The organism is Stenotrophomonas sp. YAU14D1_LEIMI4_1 (assembly GCF_003086815.1).
In the GTDB taxonomy this organism is placed as follows: Bacteria; Pseudomonadota; Gammaproteobacteria; order Xanthomonadales; family Xanthomonadaceae; genus Stenotrophomonas.
The window spans coordinates 564,547-582,880 of record NZ_CP025997.1 but is presented as its reverse complement, the minus strand read 5'-3'; the positions used below and the strand labels follow the sequence as shown (position 1 = coordinate 582,880).

The 18,334-nt window shown below is 68.1% G+C and carries 23 protein-coding genes; 9 read left to right on the top strand and 14 right to left on the bottom strand.

Annotation, left to right across the window (positions count from 1 at the left end; translation table 11 throughout):
* Positions 1-4: 4 nt before the first annotated feature.
* From C1932_RS02630 to C1932_RS02620, 3 genes are read right to left on the bottom strand one after another with little or no spacing between them, the layout of a single operon-like run.
* Positions 5-685 (bottom strand): HAD family phosphatase, encoded by a 681-nt coding sequence (locus C1932_RS02630; protein WP_108761137.1) that lies wholly within the window; start codon positions 683-685, stop codon positions 5-7.
* Positions 682-1,383, bottom strand: coding sequence for a pseudouridine synthase (locus C1932_RS02625; protein ID WP_108761136.1), 702 nt, complete (start codon positions 1,381-1,383; stop codon positions 682-684). Before C1932_RS02625 ends, C1932_RS02630 begins: the two co-directional genes overlap by 4 nt.
* Entirely contained in the window at positions 1,380-2,441 is a 1,062-nt protein-coding gene (locus C1932_RS02620) for a class I SAM-dependent methyltransferase (protein WP_108752058.1), read from the bottom strand. Before C1932_RS02620 ends, C1932_RS02625 begins: the two co-directional genes overlap by 4 nt.
* 157 nt (positions 2,442-2,598) lie before the next feature.
* Between C1932_RS02620 and C1932_RS02615 the strand changes: the two genes are divergently transcribed.
* Positions 2,599-2,862, top strand: a complete 264-nt coding sequence (locus C1932_RS02615; protein ID WP_108748382.1) for a hypothetical protein — start codon at positions 2,599-2,601, stop codon at positions 2,860-2,862.
* Positions 2,863-2,892: 30 nt separating this feature from the next.
* Here the strand turns inward: C1932_RS02615 and C1932_RS02610 are convergent, their stop codons facing one another.
* Both C1932_RS02610 and C1932_RS02605 read right to left on the bottom strand, forming a co-directional pair.
* Positions 2,893-3,183 (bottom strand): DUF3247 family protein, encoded by a 291-nt coding sequence (locus tag C1932_RS02610; RefSeq protein ID WP_108761135.1) that lies wholly within the window; start codon positions 3,181-3,183, stop codon positions 2,893-2,895.
* Positions 3,184-3,227: 44 nt separating this feature from the next.
* Positions 3,228-5,288, bottom strand: a complete 2,061-nt coding sequence (locus C1932_RS02605) for a PAS domain-containing sensor histidine kinase (RefSeq protein ID WP_234412281.1) — start codon at positions 5,286-5,288, stop codon at positions 3,228-3,230.
* Positions 5,289-5,461: 173 nt separating this feature from the next.
* Between C1932_RS02605 and C1932_RS02600 the strand changes: the two genes are divergently transcribed.
* Positions 5,462-6,034 (top strand): DUF3016 domain-containing protein, encoded by a 573-nt coding sequence (locus C1932_RS02600; protein ID WP_108761134.1) that lies wholly within the window; start codon positions 5,462-5,464, stop codon positions 6,032-6,034.
* A gap of 83 nt (positions 6,035-6,117) precedes the next feature.
* Here the strand turns inward: C1932_RS02600 and alr are convergent, their stop codons facing one another.
* Both alr and C1932_RS02590 read right to left on the bottom strand, forming a co-directional pair.
* Positions 6,118-7,188, bottom strand: coding sequence for an alanine racemase (gene alr, locus C1932_RS02595; protein WP_108761133.1), 1,071 nt, complete (start codon positions 7,186-7,188; stop codon positions 6,118-6,120).
* On the bottom strand, positions 7,167-8,471 hold the full coding sequence (locus tag C1932_RS02590) for a D-amino acid dehydrogenase (protein ID WP_108752054.1): 1,305 nt from the start codon (positions 8,469-8,471) through the stop codon (positions 7,167-7,169). The genes alr and C1932_RS02590 overlap by 22 nt, the downstream gene beginning before the upstream one ends.
* Positions 8,472-8,620: 149 nt before the next feature.
* On the opposite strand from C1932_RS02590, the gene C1932_RS02585 reads away from it, so the two are divergent.
* The gene (locus C1932_RS02585) at positions 8,621-9,100 is read left to right on the top strand and encodes a winged helix-turn-helix transcriptional regulator (RefSeq protein WP_108761132.1); all 480 of its coding nucleotides are present in this window, start codon (positions 8,621-8,623) and stop codon (positions 9,098-9,100) included.
* Positions 9,101-9,199: 99 nt separating this feature from the next.
* On the opposite strand, the gene C1932_RS02580 is transcribed toward C1932_RS02585, so the two are convergent.
* Both C1932_RS02580 and C1932_RS02575 read right to left on the bottom strand, forming a co-directional pair.
* On the bottom strand, positions 9,200-9,385 hold the full coding sequence (locus C1932_RS02580; protein ID WP_108761131.1) for a lana protein: 186 nt from the start codon (positions 9,383-9,385) through the stop codon (positions 9,200-9,202).
* A 121-nt stretch (positions 9,386-9,506) separates the two neighbouring features.
* Complete coding sequence (locus C1932_RS02575) at positions 9,507-9,881, bottom strand: classical arabinogalactan protein 4 (protein WP_108761130.1); 375 nt, start codon at positions 9,879-9,881, stop codon at positions 9,507-9,509.
* A 130-nt stretch (positions 9,882-10,011) separates the two neighbouring features.
* On the opposite strand from C1932_RS02575, the gene msrB reads away from it, so the two are divergent.
* From msrB to C1932_RS02550, 5 genes are all read left to right on the top strand, one after another.
* Positions 10,012-10,479 (top strand): peptide-methionine (R)-S-oxide reductase MsrB, encoded by a 468-nt coding sequence (msrB, locus tag C1932_RS02570; protein ID WP_108748374.1) that lies wholly within the window; start codon positions 10,012-10,014, stop codon positions 10,477-10,479.
* Between the two features lie 91 nt (positions 10,480-10,570).
* Entirely contained in the window at positions 10,571-11,425 is an 855-nt protein-coding gene (motA, locus tag C1932_RS02565; protein ID WP_108752051.1) for a flagellar motor stator protein MotA, read from the top strand.
* A gap of 3 nt (positions 11,426-11,428) precedes the next feature.
* Positions 11,429-12,385: a flagellar motor protein MotB gene (gene motB / locus C1932_RS02560; protein WP_108761129.1), complete on the top strand. Its 957-nt coding sequence runs from the start codon at positions 11,429-11,431 to the stop codon at positions 12,383-12,385.
* 181 nt (positions 12,386-12,566) lie between these two features.
* The gene (locus C1932_RS02555; RefSeq protein ID WP_108761128.1) at positions 12,567-13,064 is read left to right on the top strand and encodes a hypothetical protein; all 498 of its coding nucleotides are present in this window, start codon (positions 12,567-12,569) and stop codon (positions 13,062-13,064) included.
* Between the two features lie 13 nt (positions 13,065-13,077).
* Positions 13,078-13,350: a DUF4031 domain-containing protein gene (locus C1932_RS02550; RefSeq protein ID WP_108752048.1), complete on the top strand. Its 273-nt coding sequence runs from the start codon at positions 13,078-13,080 to the stop codon at positions 13,348-13,350.
* Between the two features lie 300 nt (positions 13,351-13,650).
* Here C1932_RS02550 and C1932_RS02545 read toward each other — a convergent pair whose 3' ends face one another.
* Positions 13,651-14,193 carry a hypothetical protein gene (locus C1932_RS02545; RefSeq protein WP_108748369.1) on the bottom strand — a complete coding sequence of 181 codons (543 nt, stop codon included), beginning with the start codon at positions 14,191-14,193 and terminating at the stop codon, positions 13,651-13,653.
* A gap of 90 nt (positions 14,194-14,283) precedes the next feature.
* Here C1932_RS02545 and C1932_RS02540 point away from each other — a divergent pair, with 90 nt between their 5' ends.
* Positions 14,284-14,532, top strand: a complete 249-nt coding sequence (locus C1932_RS02540; RefSeq protein ID WP_108763326.1) for a DUF3297 family protein — start codon at positions 14,284-14,286, stop codon at positions 14,530-14,532.
* Between the two features lie 84 nt (positions 14,533-14,616).
* Here the strand turns inward: C1932_RS02540 and C1932_RS02535 are convergent, their stop codons facing one another.
* The 4 genes from C1932_RS02535 to C1932_RS02520 all read right to left on the bottom strand — a co-directional run bounded on the left by C1932_RS02535 (position 14,617) and on the right by C1932_RS02520 (position 18,280).
* Positions 14,617-16,266, bottom strand: a complete 1,650-nt coding sequence (locus C1932_RS02535) for a Na+/H+ antiporter (protein WP_108752047.1) — start codon at positions 16,264-16,266, stop codon at positions 14,617-14,619.
* A 109-nt stretch (positions 16,267-16,375) separates the two neighbouring features.
* Positions 16,376-17,032, bottom strand: a complete 657-nt coding sequence (locus C1932_RS02530; RefSeq protein ID WP_108761127.1) for an alpha/beta fold hydrolase — start codon at positions 17,030-17,032, stop codon at positions 16,376-16,378.
* A complete protein-coding gene (locus C1932_RS02525) occupies positions 17,029-17,838 on the bottom strand; it encodes a class III extradiol ring-cleavage dioxygenase (RefSeq protein ID WP_108761126.1) in 810 nt (269 codons plus the stop codon). The genes C1932_RS02530 and C1932_RS02525 overlap by 4 nt, the downstream gene beginning before the upstream one ends.
* A 31-nt stretch (positions 17,839-17,869) precedes the next feature.
* Entirely contained in the window at positions 17,870-18,280 is a 411-nt protein-coding gene (locus C1932_RS02520; protein WP_108752044.1) for a DoxX family protein, read from the bottom strand.
* Positions 18,281-18,334 lie beyond the last annotated feature (54 nt).

Genomic DNA, 18,334 nt, shown 5'->3' with positions numbered 1-18,334 from the left:
GTACCTACCGCAGCAGTGGCAGCAGCAGGGCGTGTGCGTCCAGCAGCGAGGTCACGATGCGGTGCCCTAGCGCTCGCTGCGCTTCGTCCGGATCAACAAGGTCCGGCACCTGGATCACGGTCATGCCGGCCGCCAGTGCGGCGCGCGTGCCTGCCGGTGAATCTTCCAGCGCCAGGCAGCGCTGCGGGTCCTGCCCGAGCCTGCGGGCGGCCAGCAGATAGATATCCGGCGCCGGCTTCGGCCGCTCCACGTCGTTGCCCGCTACCACTGCATCGAAATACGGCAGCAGCCCGGCCGCGGCCAGCTTGCGGTTGGCCCGCGGCTGCCGGGTCGAGGTAGCGACCGCGCGCGGCACGGCGTGCGCCTTCAGCAGCTCCAGCAATTCCATGATGCCCGGCCGCAGCGGCAGGCCATGCTGGGTGCGTGCGTCGTACAGCGCGTGGCAGGTGTCCACCAGCGTTTCGATCGTGCCCTCGCTCAGCCCTTGCTGCTGCAGCAGCGCGCGGCAGTCGCGGTCGCCCAGGCCCACCATGCGCAGGAAGAAGCTTTCATCCAGCGGCAGCCCGCTGGCCTGCGCCGCCTCGTTCCAGCAGGCCAGTGAGACGCGCTCGCTGTCGATCATCAGGCCGTCCATGTCGAAGATGACGGCGTCGGGCAGGAACGGCAGCGCAGCGATCACGGTCATACGGCGAACAGCGTGTCCAGGTCGGCGGCATCGAGCATGCGCCACTGGCCTTCGTCCAGGCCCTGCAGGTCCATGCCACCCACCCGGCTGCGGTGCAGTGCCTGCACGTGGTTGCCGGAGGCGGCAAACATGCGGCGTACCTGGTGGTAGCGGCCTTCGTGCAGCACCAGCCGCACCTGGCGCGGGCCCAGCACCTCCAGCTCGGCCGGCAGCAGCGGGGTCTTCTCCGATTCCAGCATCAGCGTGCCGCTGGCGAACAGCGCCACTTCATCGCCACGCAGGTCTTCGCTCAGCGCCACGTCGTAGACCTTGGGCAGCTTCGACTTGGGCGAGATGATCCGGTGCAGCAGGCCGCCATCGTCGGTCAGCAGCAGCAGGCCGCTGGTTTCGCGGTCCAGGCGGCCGACGGTGGACAGCACCGGGTCGCGGTCGCGGAAACGCGGCGGCAGCAGATCGTAGATCAGGCGGCCGGTGTCCTTGGTCGAACAGGTGTAGCCGGCCGGCTTGTGCAGGGCAAGGGTCAGGCCCGGCGGCGGGTCCAGCGGCTCGCCATCGACCCGCACCGCCTCGTGCGGCACCTGGTCATCGGCGTACAGCACCTCGCCGTCGGCATCGGTGATGCGCCCTTCGCGGAACATCCACTGCACCTGCTTGCGGCTGCCGTAGCCCAGGTTGGCGATGTGCTTGACCAGCTTCATCGGCCCTTCCCCTTCACCGCTTCCACCAGCTTGAAGCCATCGCGCTCGGCCACCACGCGCACCGCGCCGAAGCTGTCGTTCAAGGTGTGCTCGTACGGCAGGTGGCGGTTGGCCACCACGTACAGGCGGCCACCGGGGCGCAGTGCCTGCGCGGCCACGGCAATGAAGCGCTGGCCGATGTCCGGGCGGTCGGCGCGCGAGGGCGTGTGGAACGGCGGGTTGCTGATGATGACGTCGTAACCCGGCTCGATGCCGGCGGTCACGTCGCGCCACAGGAAACGCAGCGGCAGCGCGCGCGGCGGCGGCGCCAGGTTCAGCTCGGCCAGGGCCAGCGCACGCTGCTCGGCTTCGTACAGGTCCAGCGCGGTGATCTTCGGGCAGCGCTCCAGCAGTTCGCGCGACAGGTAGCCATAGCCGGCGCCCAGGTCTGCGGCACGGCCGGCCAGGTCGGCCGGCAGGTGCTCGGCCAGCAGCGCCGAAGCCGGGTCGATGCGGTCCCAGGCGAACACGCCCGGGCGGCTGAGGAAGCGCCCACCCATGATCGGCCGCACCGCATCCAGTGCGGCCCAGCGCTTGGCCAGGTCGGCATCGTGCTGGCCCTGCAGCGGCGCGGTCCAGTACACCCGGCAATGGTTCTTGGTCAGGCAGCCGCCCAGGCCGGTCAGCTGCTTCAGATCGCCCTCGCCGGAGCGCGCACCTTCATTGTTGGACTGGCAGGCCACGATGCGGCCGCCGTCGGCCACCAGGGCCAGGGCGCGGGCGAACAGCGCGCGGGCTTCTTCGCGCTGGCGCGGCGGCAGCACCAGCACCAGCGGGTAGCGGCCCTTGCCCGCGGCGTCATCCAGCTGGCCGCTGACGGTCCAGCCGCTGGCCTGCAGGGGCTGGGCGAACGGGGCAAAGCTCTGTTCGAAGTGGACCTCGCGGGTGCCGGCGGCTTCGCGCAGCGGCCAGCCATCGCGGGCGCGCAGGAAGGCAACCGGACCCTCCGGCCAGCGCAGGGCGCCGCTGGAAAACGGCAGGAACAGGGTCTGCAGGGGGGCGTCGTCGCTGGCGGCCATCGGCGCGGGTACTGGAAGCGTGAGGGCCGTCCATTGTACCGGCTCGGCCCGCCCCGCCCCGGGCGCGCTTTGCGAAAGTTCAACGGGGCGTTGATGCGCCGCCAACATTGAAGGGTTCAGGGTAAGGGCTCCCCCCGCAACCTATTGGAGCTCCTGCATGCGCGCCTTGTTCGTCGGTGGTGTGGTCGACAACAGTGAAATGGACCTGGAGGGCAGCCATCCGCCCGTGCATTACCCCGAGGACACCGGTGGCGGGCATTCGCGCTACCGCCTGCACCAGATCGGCCATGGCGCCGACGGTGCCGTGGCCTATGCGGTGTATGGGGCCCCGGACCTGGCCGATGACGAAGTCGCCCGCGTGGCCGAGGAACGCGCGTATGCGCGCCGGTTCGAAGCCACGCCTACCGTGTTTGAACATTAGGCAGATCAGCCACCCACGGGGTGGCTGTGCTCATGACCTCGGCGGCAACCTGCGCACGCTGGCGATCTCGTCCAGCCACACATAGTGCTGCTGCACGGGCGCATCGTAGTCGTCCAGGCGCAGCAGGCCATTGGTGCCTTCATCACCGGCGTCATTACGGAACTGCTGCACCGTTGGCCTGACTGCCACGGTGCCCAGCAGGCGACGACCATCCTGCAGGGTCAGTTCCACCTGCGTTTCGCCTTCCAGCTGTGGCAGCAGGGATTCCAGGCGCGCGATCTGCGCCGGGTCGGTATGGATACGGGGAGCGATACGGGACATTCGGCGACCTCCTGCATGCAGGGTCGCCGATCGGCCGTGAATGCTCAGTGCAGTGCGTCGCCGTTGCGCGCCGCCTGCACGTGGCGCACCGCCGCCACCAGCTGGGCCACCGAATACGGCTTGGCCACATGCTCCTGGAAGCCCGATGCCAGCGCCCGACGGCGATCATCGGCGCGCGCCAGCGCGGTTACCGCCACGGCCGGCAGGGTGGTGGCATCCACGCCCATGTCATCGCGCAGCGTGCGCACCAGCCCATAGCCATCCATGCCCGGCATGCCGATGTCGGTCAGCAGCACGTTGTAGTGCAGATGGCCGTTGTCGGCCAGCAGGGCCAGCGCTTCCACGGCCGAGGTGGCCGCCGATACCGATGCGCCCTGCTCTTCCAGCATGCGCCGCAGGTATTCCAGCACTTCCGGCTGGTCTTCCACCGCCAGCACGTGCAGGCCACGCAGCGGGTACGGCTCCACCACCATCGGTTCGACGATGGGGCCGCTGACCACTTCGCGCAGCGGCCGCTTGTCCGCGTCGGGGTAATGCTGCGGCAGGCGCACGGTGAAGGTGGCACCGTGGCCATGGCCCTCGCTGGCCGCGCTGACCGTACCGCCATGCAGTTCCACCAGCTGCTGCACGATGGCCAGGCCCAGCCCCAGGCCGCCATGGCGGCGGGTGGTGGTGCCATCGGCCTGGCGGAACCGGCTGAACAGATGGTTGAGGAATTCAGGCGCAATGCCGTCGCCGGTATCGCGCAGGGTCACCACCCAGTACGCGCCGTCGGCCTGCAGCTGCACGTCGATGCGGCCCTCGGCCGGGGTGAACTTGATGGCGTTGGACAGCAGGTTCCAGAACACCTGCTGCAGGCGCGTGGCATCGCCCAGCACCAGGCAGCGTTCCTCGGGCATCTGCAGGGTGACGTCCAGCGCCTTGCCCTCAGCCACCAGCTCCTGCGCGCCCATCGCTTCGACCAGCTGCCCGCGCAGGTCCAGCGATTCCACTTCCAGCTGCACCTTGCCCAGCAGCATGCTGCTCAGGTCCAGCATGTCCGAGATCAGCCGCTTCTGTGCCGTGGCACTGCTGGCGATCACGTTCAGGCCCTTGAACAGCGGGCTGGTGTTGTCCACGCGCTGCAGCAGCAGTTCGCTCCAGCCCAGGATGGTGGTCAGCGGCGTGCGCAGTTCATGCGACAGCGTGGCCAGGAACTCGTCCTTCAACCGCGCCATGTTTTCCGCCGCGCTGCGTGCTGCGCGTTCGGACTGCAGCAGTTCTTCGCGGGCCAGCTCGATCTCGCGGCGGTCGGTCACGTCCGGGCTGCTGCCGGCCAGGCCAATGAAGCGGCCCATGCGCGAAAAGCGCGGGCGGGCATTCATTTCCAGCCAGCGCCACTGGCCATCGGCACGCCGGGCGCGCACCAGCGCATGCATCGAGCGCTGCGCCTTCAGCGCTTCCTGCAGCTCATACTCGAACACCGAAGCGTCGTCCGGGTGCACCAGTCCGCGCCAGACATCTTCCGGCACACGGGTTTCATCGCCACCGAAGAATTCACTGAAGGCACTGTTGACGAAGCGTGCGTGGCCTTTGTCGTCCAACACCCAGACCGGCATGGGCAGGCCGTCGGCGAGTGCGCTGAAACGGGCCTCGCTTTCGCCCAGCTCCACTTCCATCTGTTTGCGGGCGGTCACATCGAAGAACAGGATGCCCACCATGTCTTCGCCGGCCTGGCCCACGCGCACTGCGTCGACCGAGAACGAGCGCCCCAGCGCGCGCGCTTCCATCTCGAACTGCGCCGGCCGGCCACTGCGTGCCACATCGCCATAGATGCGGAACCAGTCGCTCTCGTGGTTCGGCTCCAGCTCGGTCATGCGCTTGCCGCGCGCGTCCTTCAGGCCGGTGTGGCGCTCGAACGCGTCGTTGACCTCCACGAAGCGGTAATCAACGGCACGGCTGCCCTCGAAGATCACGTGAATCACGCAGAAACCGGCATTGATGCGCTCGAGCACGCCTCGGTGCAGATCGGTTTCCGGCGTGGGGACCAGCGGGGCTGGGCGCTCGGCGAGGGGCGGCAGTGTGGACAAAGGGGGTCGAGGCAAGCCGGTATGGACGCACAGCATCTTCCAAAGGACGTATTCACAGCGTCAAGCGCCGTCGGTCATGCTTGACGAGCATGAATTCGCGGCAACCACGGCCATTTGTGACGCATTTGGCCATTGCTGCGCCTCCGGGGCAGGCTCACACTCGCCCTGAAACCCCGACCGTCGGCCATCCCGGCCGCAGGAGTCCTGCCATGAACCGTTCGCGTTTCACCATCGCCACGTTGCTGCTGGCCTGTGCCCTGGCCGCCGGCAGCGCCACCGCTGCGCCACGCACGGTCACCGCGCCCGATGCGCCCCGTGCACTGCAGGCCGACGGTCCGGTCAGCGTGAAGTGGACCGATCCGGCGCAGTTCACCGAGCTGCGCCAGACCACCAACCGCTTTGAAGCCGAGCGGGGTGACTGGGTGCAGCAGATCGCCCGCTACATCCAGACCACGGCGGCCAAGCCGCTGCAGCCCGGGCAGACCCTGGATGTGACCGTGACCGACATCAAGCGTGCGGGCGACTATGAGCCGTGGCACGGCCCGCGCGGCAGTGACATCCGGGTCATGCGTGACATCTACCCGCCGCGCATCAGCCTGCAGTACACGCTGAAGGATGCCAGCGGCCGCATCGTCAACGAGGGCGAGGCCAAGCTGAGTGACAGCGGCTATCTGCACAACATCGGCGTGCGCAGCGATACCGATCCGCTGCGCTACGAAAAGCGCCTGATCGATGACTGGGTGAAGAAGCAGCTGGCCCCGCAGGTCACCGCCGCGCGGTAAGCCCGCACAGCGCGCACCTACCGGTGCAGCACGCACCGGTAGGTGTCGACCTTGGTCGACACGCAGGGCGCAACGGGCGTCCCTCAACCCTGGTACACCCGCGCCACGCGCTTCACCGCGCACGGCAACTGGTAGGCACTCACGCCGCAGCGCGGGGCCAGTTCGGCCAGAGTCGGTGCGCTGCCCCACAGTTCAACCACGCTGCCCACTGCGGCCTGCGGGTGGGCAGTCAGGTCCACCGTCAGCATATCCATCGACACACGACCGATCAGGCCACCGGGCTGGCCATCGATCAGCACCGGCGTGCCATTCGGGGCGAACTGCGGGTATCCATCGGCGTACCCCAGCGCCACCACGCCCACGCGGGTGCGCACCTTGGCCACGAAGCGGGCGCCATAGCCCACCGGTTCGCCCGGTTCGATCCAGCGCTCGGCAATCACCTGCGACTGCATGGTCATCACCGGGCGCAGGCGCGCGGTCAGCGCGCTATCGTCCGGCAACGGGTTGGCCCCGTACAGCATCAGGCCCGGGCGCACCCAGTCACTGCGCACATCCGGCCAGCCCAGCAGCGCCGGCGAATTGCACACGCTGGTCTCGCCGGACAGGCCGTCGATGGCCGCCTTGAACGTTGCGGCCTGCTCATGCGTGCGCTCGCTGTCCAGCTCATCGGCGCGCGCCAGGTGGGTCATCATCACGATGCGCTCGACCTGCGGCAGCGCCGACAGGCGCGCGTGCGCGGCACGGAAGCCGGCCACGTCCAGGCCCAGCCGGTGCATGCCACTGTCCAGCTTCAGCCAGACCGTCAGCGGGCGCGGGCTGTCGAAGGCGGCCAGCGCCTCCACCTGCCACGGCGAACCCACCGAGAACCACAGGTCATGTTCGGCCACCAGCGGCAGTTCGCTGGCTTCGAAGATGCCTTCCAGCAGCAGGATCGGCGCGCGGATGCCGGCCTGGCGCAGCTCCAGTGCTTCTTCGATGGTGGCCACCGCGAAGCCGTCGGCCTCGCCTTCCAGCGCCTGCGCGCAGCGCACCGCGCCGTGCCCGTAGGCATCGGCCTTGACCACGGCCAGCGCCTTGCCGCCACCCAGTTCACGGGCCAGGCGGTAGTTGCTGCGCAGCGCGCCCAGATCGATCAGCGCGCGGGCAGGACGCATGCGCGGCTCTCCTGCTGGGGGGCGTGGCCGTACTGGCCGTAGCGGAAGATATCCAGGCCCTCGGTGCTGATCTGCGGCTGGCGCGCGCTCATCAGGTCGGCCAGGTAGCGGCCCGAACCACAAGCCATGGTCCAGCCCAGGGTGCCGTGGCCGGTGTTCAGATACAGGTTGCGCAGCGGGGTGGCGCCGATCACCGGCGTGCCATCCGGGGTGGCCGGGCGCAGGCCGGTCCAGAACTGCGCCTTGGCCAGGTCGCCGCCCTTCGGGTACAGGTCGCGCACCACCAGTTCCAGGGTTTCGCGGCGGCGCTGCGACAGCGACAGGTCGAACCCGGCCACCTCGGCCATGCCGCCCACGCGGATGCGGTTGTCGAAACGGGTGACGGCCACCTTGTAGCTCTCGTCCAGGATGGTCGAGGTCGGCGCCATGGCCGGGTCGGTGATCGGCAGGGTCAGCGAATAGCCCTTCAGCGGGTACACCGGCAGGCGCATGCCCAGCGGCGCCACCATGGCCGGCGAGTAGCTGCCCAGCGCCACCACCACCCGGTCGGCGGTTTCCACGCGGTTGCCGATGCGCACGCCGGTCACCCGGTCGCCTTCGACCTGCAGGCCGGTGATGTCCTGGTCGTAGCGGAATTCCACGCCGGCGTCGGCGGCCAGCTGGGCCAGGCGACGGGTGAACAGCTGGCAGTCACCGGTCTGGTCGCGCGGCAGGCGCAACGCCCCCACCAGACCATCCACGTGGGCCAGCGCAGGCTCGGCCTGGATGATGCCGGCGCGGTCCAGCACTTCGTAGGGCACGCCGTACTGGGCCAGGATCTCGATGTCCTGCGCCGAGGCGTCCAGCTGCTGCTGGGTGCGGAACAACTGGGTAGTGCCCAGATCGCGGCCTTCGAACTCGATGCCGATCTGCGCGCGCAGCTCGTTCAGGCAGTCGCGGCTGTATTCGGACATGCGCACCATGCGCGCCTTGTTGATCGCATAGCGTTCCTGGGTGCAGTTGCGCAGCATCTGCCACAGCCAGCGGTACTGGGCCAGGTCCATGCCGGGCTTGATGGCCAGCGGCGCATGCTTTTCGAACAGCCAACCGATCGCCTTCTTCGGCACGCCCGGGGCGGCCCACGGCGAGGTGTAGCCGAACGAGAGCTGGCCGGCGTTGGCAAAACTGGTTTCCAGCGCGGGACCCGGCTGGCGGTCGATGACCGTGACTTCAAAGCCGGCCTGCCGCAGGTACCAGGCACTGGTGGTGCCGATCACGCCGCTGCCAAGAACGAGGACTCGCATGGGGACTCTCCAACCCGATCATTCCCTGCGTTTGAGCACGCCGGGACTACAATTGGGGAAGTATAGGCGCGCATTCCTAGAGCATTTGCCTGTTTTTAGGACTACAGTCAGGCAGTTTCCCTGCGATTCATTCCCCGAGGTTGACGGCCATGGCCACCCGCTCCCGCGAACTGGACAAGATCGACCGCAAGATCCTGCGCATCCTGCAGGCCGAAGGCCGCATTTCCCTCACCGAACTGGGTGAACGGGTGGGCCTGTCCACCACGCCCTGCACCGAGCGCGTGCGCCGGCTGGAACGCGAGGGTGTGATCACCGGGTACCACGCCCACCTGGACCCGACCGCGCTGAAAGCCAGCCTGCTGGTGTTCGTGGAAATCAGCCTGGCCTACAAATCGGGCGACATCTTCGAAGAATTCCGCCGCGCCGCGCTGAAGCTGCCCAACGTGCTGGAATGCCATCTGGTATCGGGCGATTTCGACTACCTGCTGAAGGCGCGCATCAGCGAAATGGCCAGCTACCGCAAGCTGCTGGGCAGCACCCTGCTGACCCTGCCGCATGTGCGCGAGTCCAAGAGCTACATCGTGATGGAAGAAGTGAAAGAGACCTGGGCGCTGCCGATTGCCGATTGAGCGGTGCCGGGTGTGGGGTCAGAGCCCGCTGCGCGGGATCCGCCCCCTGGCGAGAATGTGGGGTCAGATCCCGCATGGCGGGCTCTGACCCCTGATCGTTCACCGCTGCTGCGGGTGCTTCATGCCGCCCTGCTGGCGGTGGTCCTGCTGCTTGCCGCCCTTGTGCGCCTGCTGCGGGTCCATCTGCTGCTGTTGCTGCTGCTGCGGGTTACGGCCCTGCGGTTCCTTGCCGGACGGACGGTTCTGCTGGTTCTTCATGATCGCGATCCATAGGACGAAGGACATGCGCCGACACCATGCCGGCGCAGCGCCACGGTGGTCCCGCAGCGGTTAATCGCAGGCGAAAAAACGGTGATCGGCACGCACGCGTTTTGCTGGGTTCAGCCCGCTACCCCGGCACGCCCTGTTACGGCTTGATCTGCTGCCCGGCACCCTGCGGCACGCTGTCGTAGTAGCGCCCGGTGCGCGAGTCGAACACGCGGTTGGGGCCGACCGGCTTCACCCCCGGCACGATGCGGCCGTTACGGTCGTAGACCTTGTCCGGCAGTGCCGGCGCAGGGGGGGCGGTGATCGGCGCCGGGCCGGTGGCCTTGATCGGCTGGCGGGGCTGCGGTGAAGGCAGCGGTTGCGGCTGCGGGCGTGCCGGCTGCACCGGCGGTGCCACCGGCGGCGGCGCCACCGTGGTGCTGCTGCGGGTGCCGGTCGGGTTGCCGGTGGGCACCTGTGCCTGTGCCACCAGAGGCAGCAGCGCCGACAACAGCAGGACAAGGGGGCGTTTCATGGCACGCTCCAGCGTGGGTTGCCCCCACCATGCGCCCGGCCCCGTGTGCCGCCCATGAATGGCCATCACACTTGCAACGGCGCCCCGCCATCCCCACTTCAGCCAGCATCCCACCGCCCCGGAGAGCCGCATGAGCGCGTTCGACCTCACGCCCCCCACCGCCGCCCAGACCGATGCGCTGGTTGCCGGCCTGAGCGCCGAAGAGCGCCGCGTGCTGCTGCAGCACGGTACCGAGGCGCCGTTCTGCGGCGTGTTCCTGGACAACAAGCGCGACGGCGTCTACTGCTGCCGTCTGTGCGCGCTGCCGCTGTTCCGTTCCAGCACCAAGTTCGATTCGGGCACCGGCTGGCCCAGCTTCTTCGCGCCCTACGACCCGGCCCATGTGCGCGAAATCCGCGACACCAGCCACGGCATGGTGCGTACCGAGATCACCTGCGCCCGCTGTGGCAGCCATCTGGGCCACGTTTTCCCGGACGGCCCGCCGCCCACCTTCGAGCGCCACTGCCTGAATTCGGTCTCACTTTCTTTCACCGGCCAGGGCGAGCCATGGCCCAATCCGCTGCAGCGCGGCGGCGCCGAGACCGGCACGGCGGACTGAACACCCCGGCCGACCGACTTCACACAATTCGCTCTTCAGAAATCCCGGTGGCGCGCCGACAAGGAGATATCCCCCCTCCTTGCGTCACGCCATGCTCATCATCGTTGGATTCCTGGTCGTCATCATCAGCGTGCTCGGCGGCTACCTCGGTGCCCACGGCCGCCTGGGTGCCCTCTGGCAGCCCTACGAACTGGTCATCATCGGCGGCGCCGCCCTGGGCGCCTTCCTGGTCGGTACGCCGGCCAAGACGGTCAAGCAGACCCTGCAGGCCATGGTGGGCGTGTTCAAGGGCCCGCGCTACAAGCAGCAGGACTACATTGATGTCCTCAGCCTGCTCTATGAACTGCTGAACAAGGCCCGCCGCGAAGGCTTCATGGCGCTGGAAGACCACGTCGAACGCCCCGCCGAAAGCGCCCTGTTCGCCAACTACCCCAAGGTGCAGGCCGACCACCATCTGGTCGATTTCATCACCGACTGCCTGCGCCTGATGATCGGCAGCAACATCGAGCCGCACGAACTGGAACCGCTGCTGGAACTGGAACTGGAAAAGCACCACGCCGAAGCCATGGCGCCGTCGCAGGTGCTGACCAAGGTGGCCGATGGCCTGCCCGGCTTCGGCATCGTGGCGGCCGTGCTGGGCATCGTCATCACCATGGGCTCGATCGGTGGCGACATCGTTGAAGTGGGCGGCCACGTGGCAGGCGCGCTGGTCGGCACCTTCCTGGGCATCCTGCTGGGCTATGGCTTCGTCGGCCCGATGGCTTCGGCCATGGAAGCCCGCGCCGAACAGGACAGCCGCATCTACGAATCGGTGAAGACCGCGCTGCTGGCCTGCCTGCGTGGCTACAACCCGAAGATCGCGCTGGAATTCGCCCGCAAGACGCTGCCGTCGAACGTGCGCCCGGCGTTCTCCGATTTCGAGCAGCACCTGAAGACGGTCAAGTAAGCCATGGCCGAGACCAAGCCCACCGTCATCGTCCGCAAGGTCAGGAAGGCCGGCCACGGCGGCCACCATGGCGGCTCGTGGAAGGTGGCCTATGCGGACTTCGTGACCGCGATGATGGCCTTCTTCCTGGTGCTGTGGCTGATGGCCAGCACCAGCAAGCCCGAACGCGCGGCCATTTCCGAATACTTCCGCAACCCCAGCCCGCTGGCCGGGCAGAGCCCCACGCCGGCACCGGGCATGGCCGGCCCGGGCGGCGCCAGTACCTCGATGATCAAGCTGGGCGGCGCCACCGATCTGTCCCGCGGCAACAGCAACGACCCCTTCCAGAACCAGAAGCAGGCCCTGCAGCAGCCGGTGGACCAGCAGCAGCGTGACAAGCAGCAGCTGGAAGCGCTGATGAAGGAGTTGCAGGAAGCGATCAGCCGCAGCCAGGCGCTGGAACCGTTCAAGGACCAGCTGCTGCTGGACCTGACCCCGGAAGGCCTGCGCATCCAGATCGTGGACAAGCAGAACCGGCCGATGTTCGACCTGGGCAGCGCGTCGCTGAAGCCGTACACGCAGCAGATCCTGCACGAGCTGGCCGAGTACCTGAACCACGTGCCGAACCGGATCAGCCTGACCGGCCACACCGATATCACCGCCTATTCGGCCGCGCGCGGTTATGGCAACTGGGAACTGAGCGCCGACCGCGCCAACGCCGCGCGTCGTGCGCTGGTGGACGGTGGCCTGGAAGACAGCAAGATCACCCGCGTGGTGGGCCTGTCCTCGTCGGTGCTGTTCGACAAGGTGGACCCGCAGAACCCGATCAACCGCCGCATCAGCATCGTGGTGATGACCCACGCCGCCGAAGAGGCCGCGCTGGCCGGTGCCGGCCCGCAGGTGGGGCTGTCGGCCACCACGGTCGACCCGGACGTGAAGGCTGCGCAGGGCGAAGCCAGCCCTCCGGCCATGACGCCCTGACCGGAGGTTGGGACGGGGAATCGAGGGGTAGAGTCGACTGTCAGTCGACTGCTCCAGGGCTGGTATCCACCATCCCGCGCTTCGCGCGCCAGTCGACTGACAGTCGACTCTACCGACCCCCGGTCCGCACCTACCAAGGGCAGTACAATGGCGGTCTTTCCTTTTCCAGGTGACCCCACCCATGTCCCAGAACTCCAAGGCCAAGCGCGACAAGCGCAAGAAGCAGCAGGCCAAGCGTCCGTTCCTGCGCCTGAACGCCCAGCAGCAGGTGCAGAACCATGCCGTGCTGACCAACGAGGACGGCCAGCCGGTCGCCGCCATCGGCCTGCAGGGCCGCGAGTGGCTGCTGGCCATCGGCGGCCAGACCATGGGCAACGCCGACAACCCGGTGCCGATGCTGGCCATGCTCAAGCACCTGTCCAACGTGCAGGAAAAGGAAGGCCGCAAGGTCAACCTGGAATATTCCGAGCTGCTGCAGAAGCTGCTGGACACCCTGGCCGCTGAAGCCGGCCAGACCGCCGATGAGTACTTGGACAAGCTGGTGTCCGAGTTCGAAGGCGTGGAAGCCGAAGAAGGCGCAGATGCCGGCGCTGAACCGGTGGTGGCCGAAGAAGTCGTTGCCGACGCCGAGGCCCCGGTGGCCGCTGACGCCGACACCGACGGCAAGCCGCAGGCCTGAGCCGGCCGCGGCGGTGGCGGTCTACGTCGATGACGCGGTGCATGCCTGGCGCGGACAGCGCTGGGCGCACCTGATGGCCGACACCCTGGCCGAGCTGCACGCCATGGCGGCGCAGCTCGGCATTCCACCGCGGGCCTTCCAGAACAAGGCCAGCGGCGCGCACTACGATGTCAACGCCGAACTGCGCGCGCAGGCGATCGCCCTCGGCGCCCGCGCCATTTCCCGGCACAGCGACCGCGCCCTGGTGAAAGCCGTGATCGCCAACGCCCGCGCGCAATACCGGTAGAGTCGACCGTTGGTCGACTGCTCTCCGCCCCGGTCCCGATCAACCCCGCGCTGCGCGCGACAGTCGACCAACGGTCGACGCTACCCCGCCGGGGCGGGCCATCGCTCAGAACGGGTCGCTGCCCAGCCGCACTACGGCGTGAACGCCGAGCTGCGCGCACAGGTGATCGCCAACGCCCGCGCGCAATACCGGTAGAGTCGACCGTTGGTCGACTGCTCTCCGCCCCGGTCCCGATCAACCCCGCGCTGCGCGCGACAGTCGACCAACGGTCGACTCTACCCCGCCGGGGCGGGCCATCGCTCAGAACGGGTCGCTGCCCAGCCGCACTTCCACGTTCAGCAGCGAACACAGCGCCAGCAGCGCATCGTCGTCGCGGGTCAGCGCCATCCAGCCGGTGAAGCCGCCACTGCCAGCATCCACGCTCCACAGCGTGTAGTTGTGCTCGCGCAGGCGGTCGAAGGCGGTGGACATCAGCTGCACCCCGTCCAGGTCTTCGGCGAAATCCTCGTCGTCCAGATCGCCGCCCCAGTCCAGCTGCAGGTTGAAGCGCGCCGACAGCTCGTTCACCGCCGACTGCAGCGATTCCAGATCATCGCGCTCCACCTCGAACCCGGACTGCCAGGCAATGGCGGTGAACAGCGCAGGCAGCCAGTCCGCGTCGGCCTCCAGCGGCTCGCCGGCCTCGGCCAGCATCTCGCGCCAGCGGTTGAACTGCTGCAGGGCCAGCTCATCATCGCCGGGGTTGATCAGTACCAGCAGGTTCCAGATGCGGGCCTCGAAGTCGTCCTCGTCGAAATCGTGGGCGTCTTCCTCGAAGTCGAAATAGTCGCTGTTGTCGGGCATGGCGGGCATTCCTGTGGGGCAGGCCGGCATTCTACGGTTTATCCTGTGCCGCTGAAGCCGGCCGTGGTGGCCGTCACTGTGAATGATGCGATGAGCGATACCCCTCCCGACCACCTGGCCATCAACCCGGCCAGCCCCTTCCACGATGCGCAGGCGCTGGAGCGCGGCGTGGGCGTGCGCTTCAACGATGTCGAACGTGACAACATCGAGGAATACTCGGTCAGCGAAGGCTGGATCCGCGTGCAGGCCGGCAAGGCGCGCGACCGCCGCGGCAACCCGATGACCATCAAGGTCAAGGGCAAGGTCGAGGTGTACTTCCTGGAACAGAAGCCGGAATAACCGCCTTCTGTAGAGTCGAGCCATGCTCGACTGCTCTTCTGCCGGCAAGAGCAGTCGAGCATGGCTCGACTCTACAACTCAGGGTCAGCCGCGCTGGCGCGATTCCAGCAGGTCCAGGTTGCGGATCAGGCGCCGCGAGATCTCATCGGAAATCACCCCGCGCCGGGTCAGCCGGAACAGCTCCTCGCGTTCGGCATTCAGCCCCGCGCTGCGCAGCTGGCGGTAGCCCTGCTCCATCCGCTTCACCTTGTCAGGGTCCACGTCGGGGCCTTCGTTGTCCTTTTCCAGGTGCCGCTGGTACAGCAGGCTCACCCGCGAGGCTGCGTCATTGAACAGCTGCACGTTGTCGGTGTTCTGGTTCATCACCAGCTGCTGGCGCATGCGCTCCACCCCGGCCAGTGCGGCCTTGGAAGACAGCTTGCGGGCCAGGTCCTCTTCCTTGCGCTCGCCCGAATCGGCCGGCAGCTGCAGGCCCTTCAGCAGCTGCGGCAACGCCACGCTGGCGCCCACCAGCGAGAACAGGATGACCGCTGCGGCCAGGAAGATGACCAGGTCACGCGCGGGGAACGGGCTGCCATCGGGCAGGAACAGCGGCAGGGTCAGCACGCCGGCCAGGGTGATGGCACCGCGCACGCCGGCCACCGAAGTGGCCACCACGATGCGCCAGTTCGGTGCCTCGCCGTGCTGCAGGCCACGGCGGCGCGCGCGCAGCAGGTTCCAGCGCAGCGACAGCCAGACCCACAGCAGGCGCAGCGCGATCAGCATGGCGTTGATCACCACCACGTACACCAGCAGCCACCAGGCGCTCTGGTGGCCGGTCTCGTTCATGGTGGTGGTCGCGCGCTCGACGATGCCCGGCAACTGCTCACCCAGCAGCACGAACATGATGCCGTTGAAGCTGAACTGCAGCATGTTCCAGACCCCGGCGCGCTGCACGCGCATGCTGCCGGAAACGCGGCCGGTCAGCTCCACGTAGCTCATCGCAATACCGGCGGCCACGGCCGCGAGGATGCCCGAGGCATGGATTTCTTCGGCCAGCAGATAGGCCGCGAACGGAATCAGCAGGTTCACCAGCATGGCCGCACCGGGCTCTTCGCCGAAACGGCGCCACAGCCAGCGCTGGAAGGTGGACACGCCCAGGGTGACCGCCACGCCCACCGCCAGGCCGGCAACGGCCACCCACAGGAAGGTGAGCGAGGCGGTGGCAAGCGAGAACGATCCGGTCATCACCGCGGCCACGGCGAAGCGGAAGCAGACCAGGCCGGAGGCATCGTTCAACAGCGATTCGCCTTCCAGAATGTGCATCAGCCGCTTGGGAATGGGCGCCTTTGAAGCAATTGCGCCCACCGCCACCGGATCGGTGGGCGAGACGATGGCCGCCAGCGCGAAGCACACCGCCAGTGGCATCACCGGAATCATCCAGTGGATCAGCAGGCCGGCGCCAATGACGGTGAACACCACCAGGCCGAAGGCCAGTTCCAGGATCGCGCCCTTGTCGCGGAACAGGCCTTGTTTGGGAATACGCCAGCCATCGAGGAACAGCAGCGGCGGCAGGAACAGCAGGAAGAACACTTCCGGTTCCAGCGCATGGCCGCGGTTGAACACCCCGGCGATGACTGCGCCCAGACCGATCTGCACCAGCGGCAGCGGCAGTGAAAAGGGCAGGACGCGAACCAGGTAACCGCTGGCGACAACGGCCACCAGCATCGCCAGGACGACTTCGATGGTGTGCATGCTTCTTCCAGGAAGCGGCGCGTGGGGCCGGAAAAACCGGTGTGCGCCGGAGACAGGAAAAAAACTTAGCACAGCTGGCGGCCGCTGCGGCCGCCCGTATGAATGCGCGTCAGGGCGGCGACAGCAAACGCGCCGCGATCCAGTCCCGGGTGTCCTGCTGCATGTCCGCGGACAAGGTATGCCCCACCGGGTAATCACGCAGCCGGTGGGCCACGCCCAGCCCCTGCAGGCGCTGCGAGGCGTCCTGTGCCAGCGCGAACGGCAGCTTGTCATCCTGCCGCCCGTGCACCACCAGGCCGTCCAGCCCGGCGCTGGCTACGTCTGCCGGAATAAGCGGCGCGATCTCCGGCAGGATGCGCCCGCACAGGATCGCGAAGGACTTCACCCGCTCCGGCGCGGTCAGCGCCACGCTGGCGCTCATGATGCCGCCCTGGCTGAAGCCGGCCAGCACGGTCTGCCGCGCATCCAGCCCCAGCCGCTGCTGCTGTACCGCCAACCAGTCGCGCAGCAGCACCCGCGACGCTTCGGCCTGGGCCGGATCGATCACCGGCCCCTGCGCGCCGAAGCGCACGGTGAACCAGCCGAACGCCTGCGGCCCAAACACCAGCGGTGCGCGCGGCAGCAGCACGTGCAGGCGCGGATCGAGCGTGCTGGCCAGCGCGGCCAGCGACTGCTCATTGCTGCCCACGCCGTGCAGCAGTACCACCAGGCCCTGCGCCCTGCCCTGCGCCGGCCGCTCCAGCACGGGCGTCAGCACGGGGTTCATGCGGCCTCCTGCACGGGCGCAGCGCCATCGAAGCGGTACAGGTCCATCGCCAGCATGCCCGCATCGATACCTGCATCGATGCGGGTGGCACCGAAATCATCGCTGCCAGCCGCGCCCATGGCGAAGTACAACGGCAGCAGATGCTCGTCGGTGGGGTGCGCGCGCTCGGCAAACGGCGCCTGGCGGCGGTAGTCGAACAGCGCATCGCGATCGTTGGCCGCCAGGCGCTGTTCCACCCATTCAATGAAGGGGCGCACGTAGGGCGCTTCCTTGCCGTCCTGGTAGTCGCGCCAGTCATGCAGGTTGTGGGTAATGCTGCCTGAGCCGACCAGCAGCACGCCCTGCTCGCGCAGCGGTGCCAGCGCGCGGCCCAGCGCGAACTGGTGCTGCGGCCCCAGCATCGGCTGGATCGACAGCGGCACCACCGGAATATCGGCCTGCGGGCGCAGCAGCCGCAGCGGCACCCAGGCGCCATGGTCCAGCCCGCGCTGCGCATCCAGTGCGACCGGCAGGCCGGCCGCGGCGATGCGCCCGGCCACTTCTTCGGCCAGCGCAGGGTCGCCCGGGGCCGGGTACTGCAGCTCGAACAGCGCGCGCGGGAAACCGCCGAAATCGTGGATGGTGGGTGGCTGCGGATGCGCGCCGACCAGCGGCTGGCGCGCCAGCCAGTGTGCCGACGCCATCACGATGGCGCGCGGGGTGGGCAGGTCACGGGCAAGTTCGGCCAGCCGCACGCCCACCTGGCCCGGGTGCAGGGCGGTCATCGGCGAGCCGTGCGAGATGTACAGCGAAGGCAGGCGGGACATGAGGTTCTCCAGATACGGGGGGAAGCGGCGATCAGCGCGAACGCAGGGTCCAGCGGCCATCGCCCAGCAGGAACAGCACCACCAGCGCCAGCGCCCAGAACGCCGGGTATTCCCAACCACCGCCGGCGTTGGCGAAGCCAAAACCGTTGGCGCCGTGCACGGTCACGATCGTGCCCAGCAGCAGCGGCACGCCCAGCAGGCCCACCCAGCGCGCGTACACGCCCAGCAGCAGGGCCGCCGCGATGGCCAGCTCGACCACGATGGTCAGGTAGCCCAGCGCGCCCGGCAGACCCAGCGATGCAAAGAACGCGGCGGTACCGGCGGGGGTGAACACCAGCAGCTTGGTCAGCGCGTGCACCAGGAACAGGCCGCCCAGGGCCAGGCGCAGCACGGTGGCGGCATACGGGGCCAGCGGCGAAACGGCAGCAGCGGAGGTTTTCATGGGGGCGTACCTCAGGGAGAGTGCGTACAGGTTATTGCGCAGCCATCAGCCGAT

Bases quoted from the DNA above. Each gene is read 5' to 3' on its own strand.
- C1932_RS02630 (WP_108761137.1), bottom strand. From the start codon at position 685: ATGACCGTGATCGCTGCGCTGCCGTTCCTGCCCGACGCCGTCATCTTC.
- C1932_RS02625 (WP_108761136.1), bottom strand. From the start codon at position 1,383: ATGAAGCTGGTCAAGCACATCGCCAACCTGGGCTACGGCAGCCGCAAG.
- C1932_RS02620 (WP_108752058.1), bottom strand. From the start codon at position 2,441: ATGGCCGCCAGCGACGACGCCCCCCTGCAGACCCTGTTCCTGCCGTTT.
- C1932_RS02615 (WP_108748382.1), top strand. From the start codon at position 2,599: ATGCGCGCCTTGTTCGTCGGTGGTGTGGTCGACAACAGTGAAATGGAC.
- C1932_RS02610 (WP_108761135.1), bottom strand. From the start codon at position 3,183: ATGTCCCGTATCGCTCCCCGTATCCATACCGACCCGGCGCAGATCGCG.
- C1932_RS02605 (WP_234412281.1), bottom strand. From the start codon at position 5,288: ATGCTGTGCGTCCATACCGGCTTGCCTCGACCCCCTTTGTCCACACTG.
- C1932_RS02600 (WP_108761134.1), top strand. From the start codon at position 5,462: ATGAACCGTTCGCGTTTCACCATCGCCACGTTGCTGCTGGCCTGTGCC.
- alr (WP_108761133.1), bottom strand. From the start codon at position 7,188: ATGCGTCCTGCCCGCGCGCTGATCGATCTGGGCGCGCTGCGCAGCAAC.
- C1932_RS02590 (WP_108752054.1), bottom strand. From the start codon at position 8,471: ATGCGAGTCCTCGTTCTTGGCAGCGGCGTGATCGGCACCACCAGTGCC.
- C1932_RS02585 (WP_108761132.1), top strand. From the start codon at position 8,621: ATGGCCACCCGCTCCCGCGAACTGGACAAGATCGACCGCAAGATCCTG.
- C1932_RS02580 (WP_108761131.1), bottom strand. From the start codon at position 9,385: ATGTCCTTCGTCCTATGGATCGCGATCATGAAGAACCAGCAGAACCGT.
- C1932_RS02575 (WP_108761130.1), bottom strand. From the start codon at position 9,881: ATGAAACGCCCCCTTGTCCTGCTGTTGTCGGCGCTGCTGCCTCTGGTG.
- msrB (WP_108748374.1), top strand. From the start codon at position 10,012: ATGAGCGCGTTCGACCTCACGCCCCCCACCGCCGCCCAGACCGATGCG.
- motA (WP_108752051.1), top strand. From the start codon at position 10,571: ATGCTCATCATCGTTGGATTCCTGGTCGTCATCATCAGCGTGCTCGGC.
- motB (WP_108761129.1), top strand. From the start codon at position 11,429: ATGGCCGAGACCAAGCCCACCGTCATCGTCCGCAAGGTCAGGAAGGCC.
- C1932_RS02555 (WP_108761128.1), top strand. From the start codon at position 12,567: ATGTCCCAGAACTCCAAGGCCAAGCGCGACAAGCGCAAGAAGCAGCAG.
- C1932_RS02545 (WP_108748369.1), bottom strand. From the start codon at position 14,193: ATGCCCGACAACAGCGACTATTTCGACTTCGAGGAAGACGCCCACGAT.
- C1932_RS02540 (WP_108763326.1), top strand. From the start codon at position 14,284: ATGAGCGATACCCCTCCCGACCACCTGGCCATCAACCCGGCCAGCCCC.
- C1932_RS02535 (WP_108752047.1), bottom strand. From the start codon at position 16,266: ATGCACACCATCGAAGTCGTCCTGGCGATGCTGGTGGCCGTTGTCGCC.
- C1932_RS02530 (WP_108761127.1), bottom strand. From the start codon at position 17,032: ATGAACCCCGTGCTGACGCCCGTGCTGGAGCGGCCGGCGCAGGGCAGG.
- C1932_RS02525 (WP_108761126.1), bottom strand. From the start codon at position 17,838: ATGTCCCGCCTGCCTTCGCTGTACATCTCGCACGGCTCGCCGATGACC.
- C1932_RS02520 (WP_108752044.1), bottom strand. From the start codon at position 18,280: ATGAAAACCTCCGCTGCTGCCGTTTCGCCGCTGGCCCCGTATGCCGCC.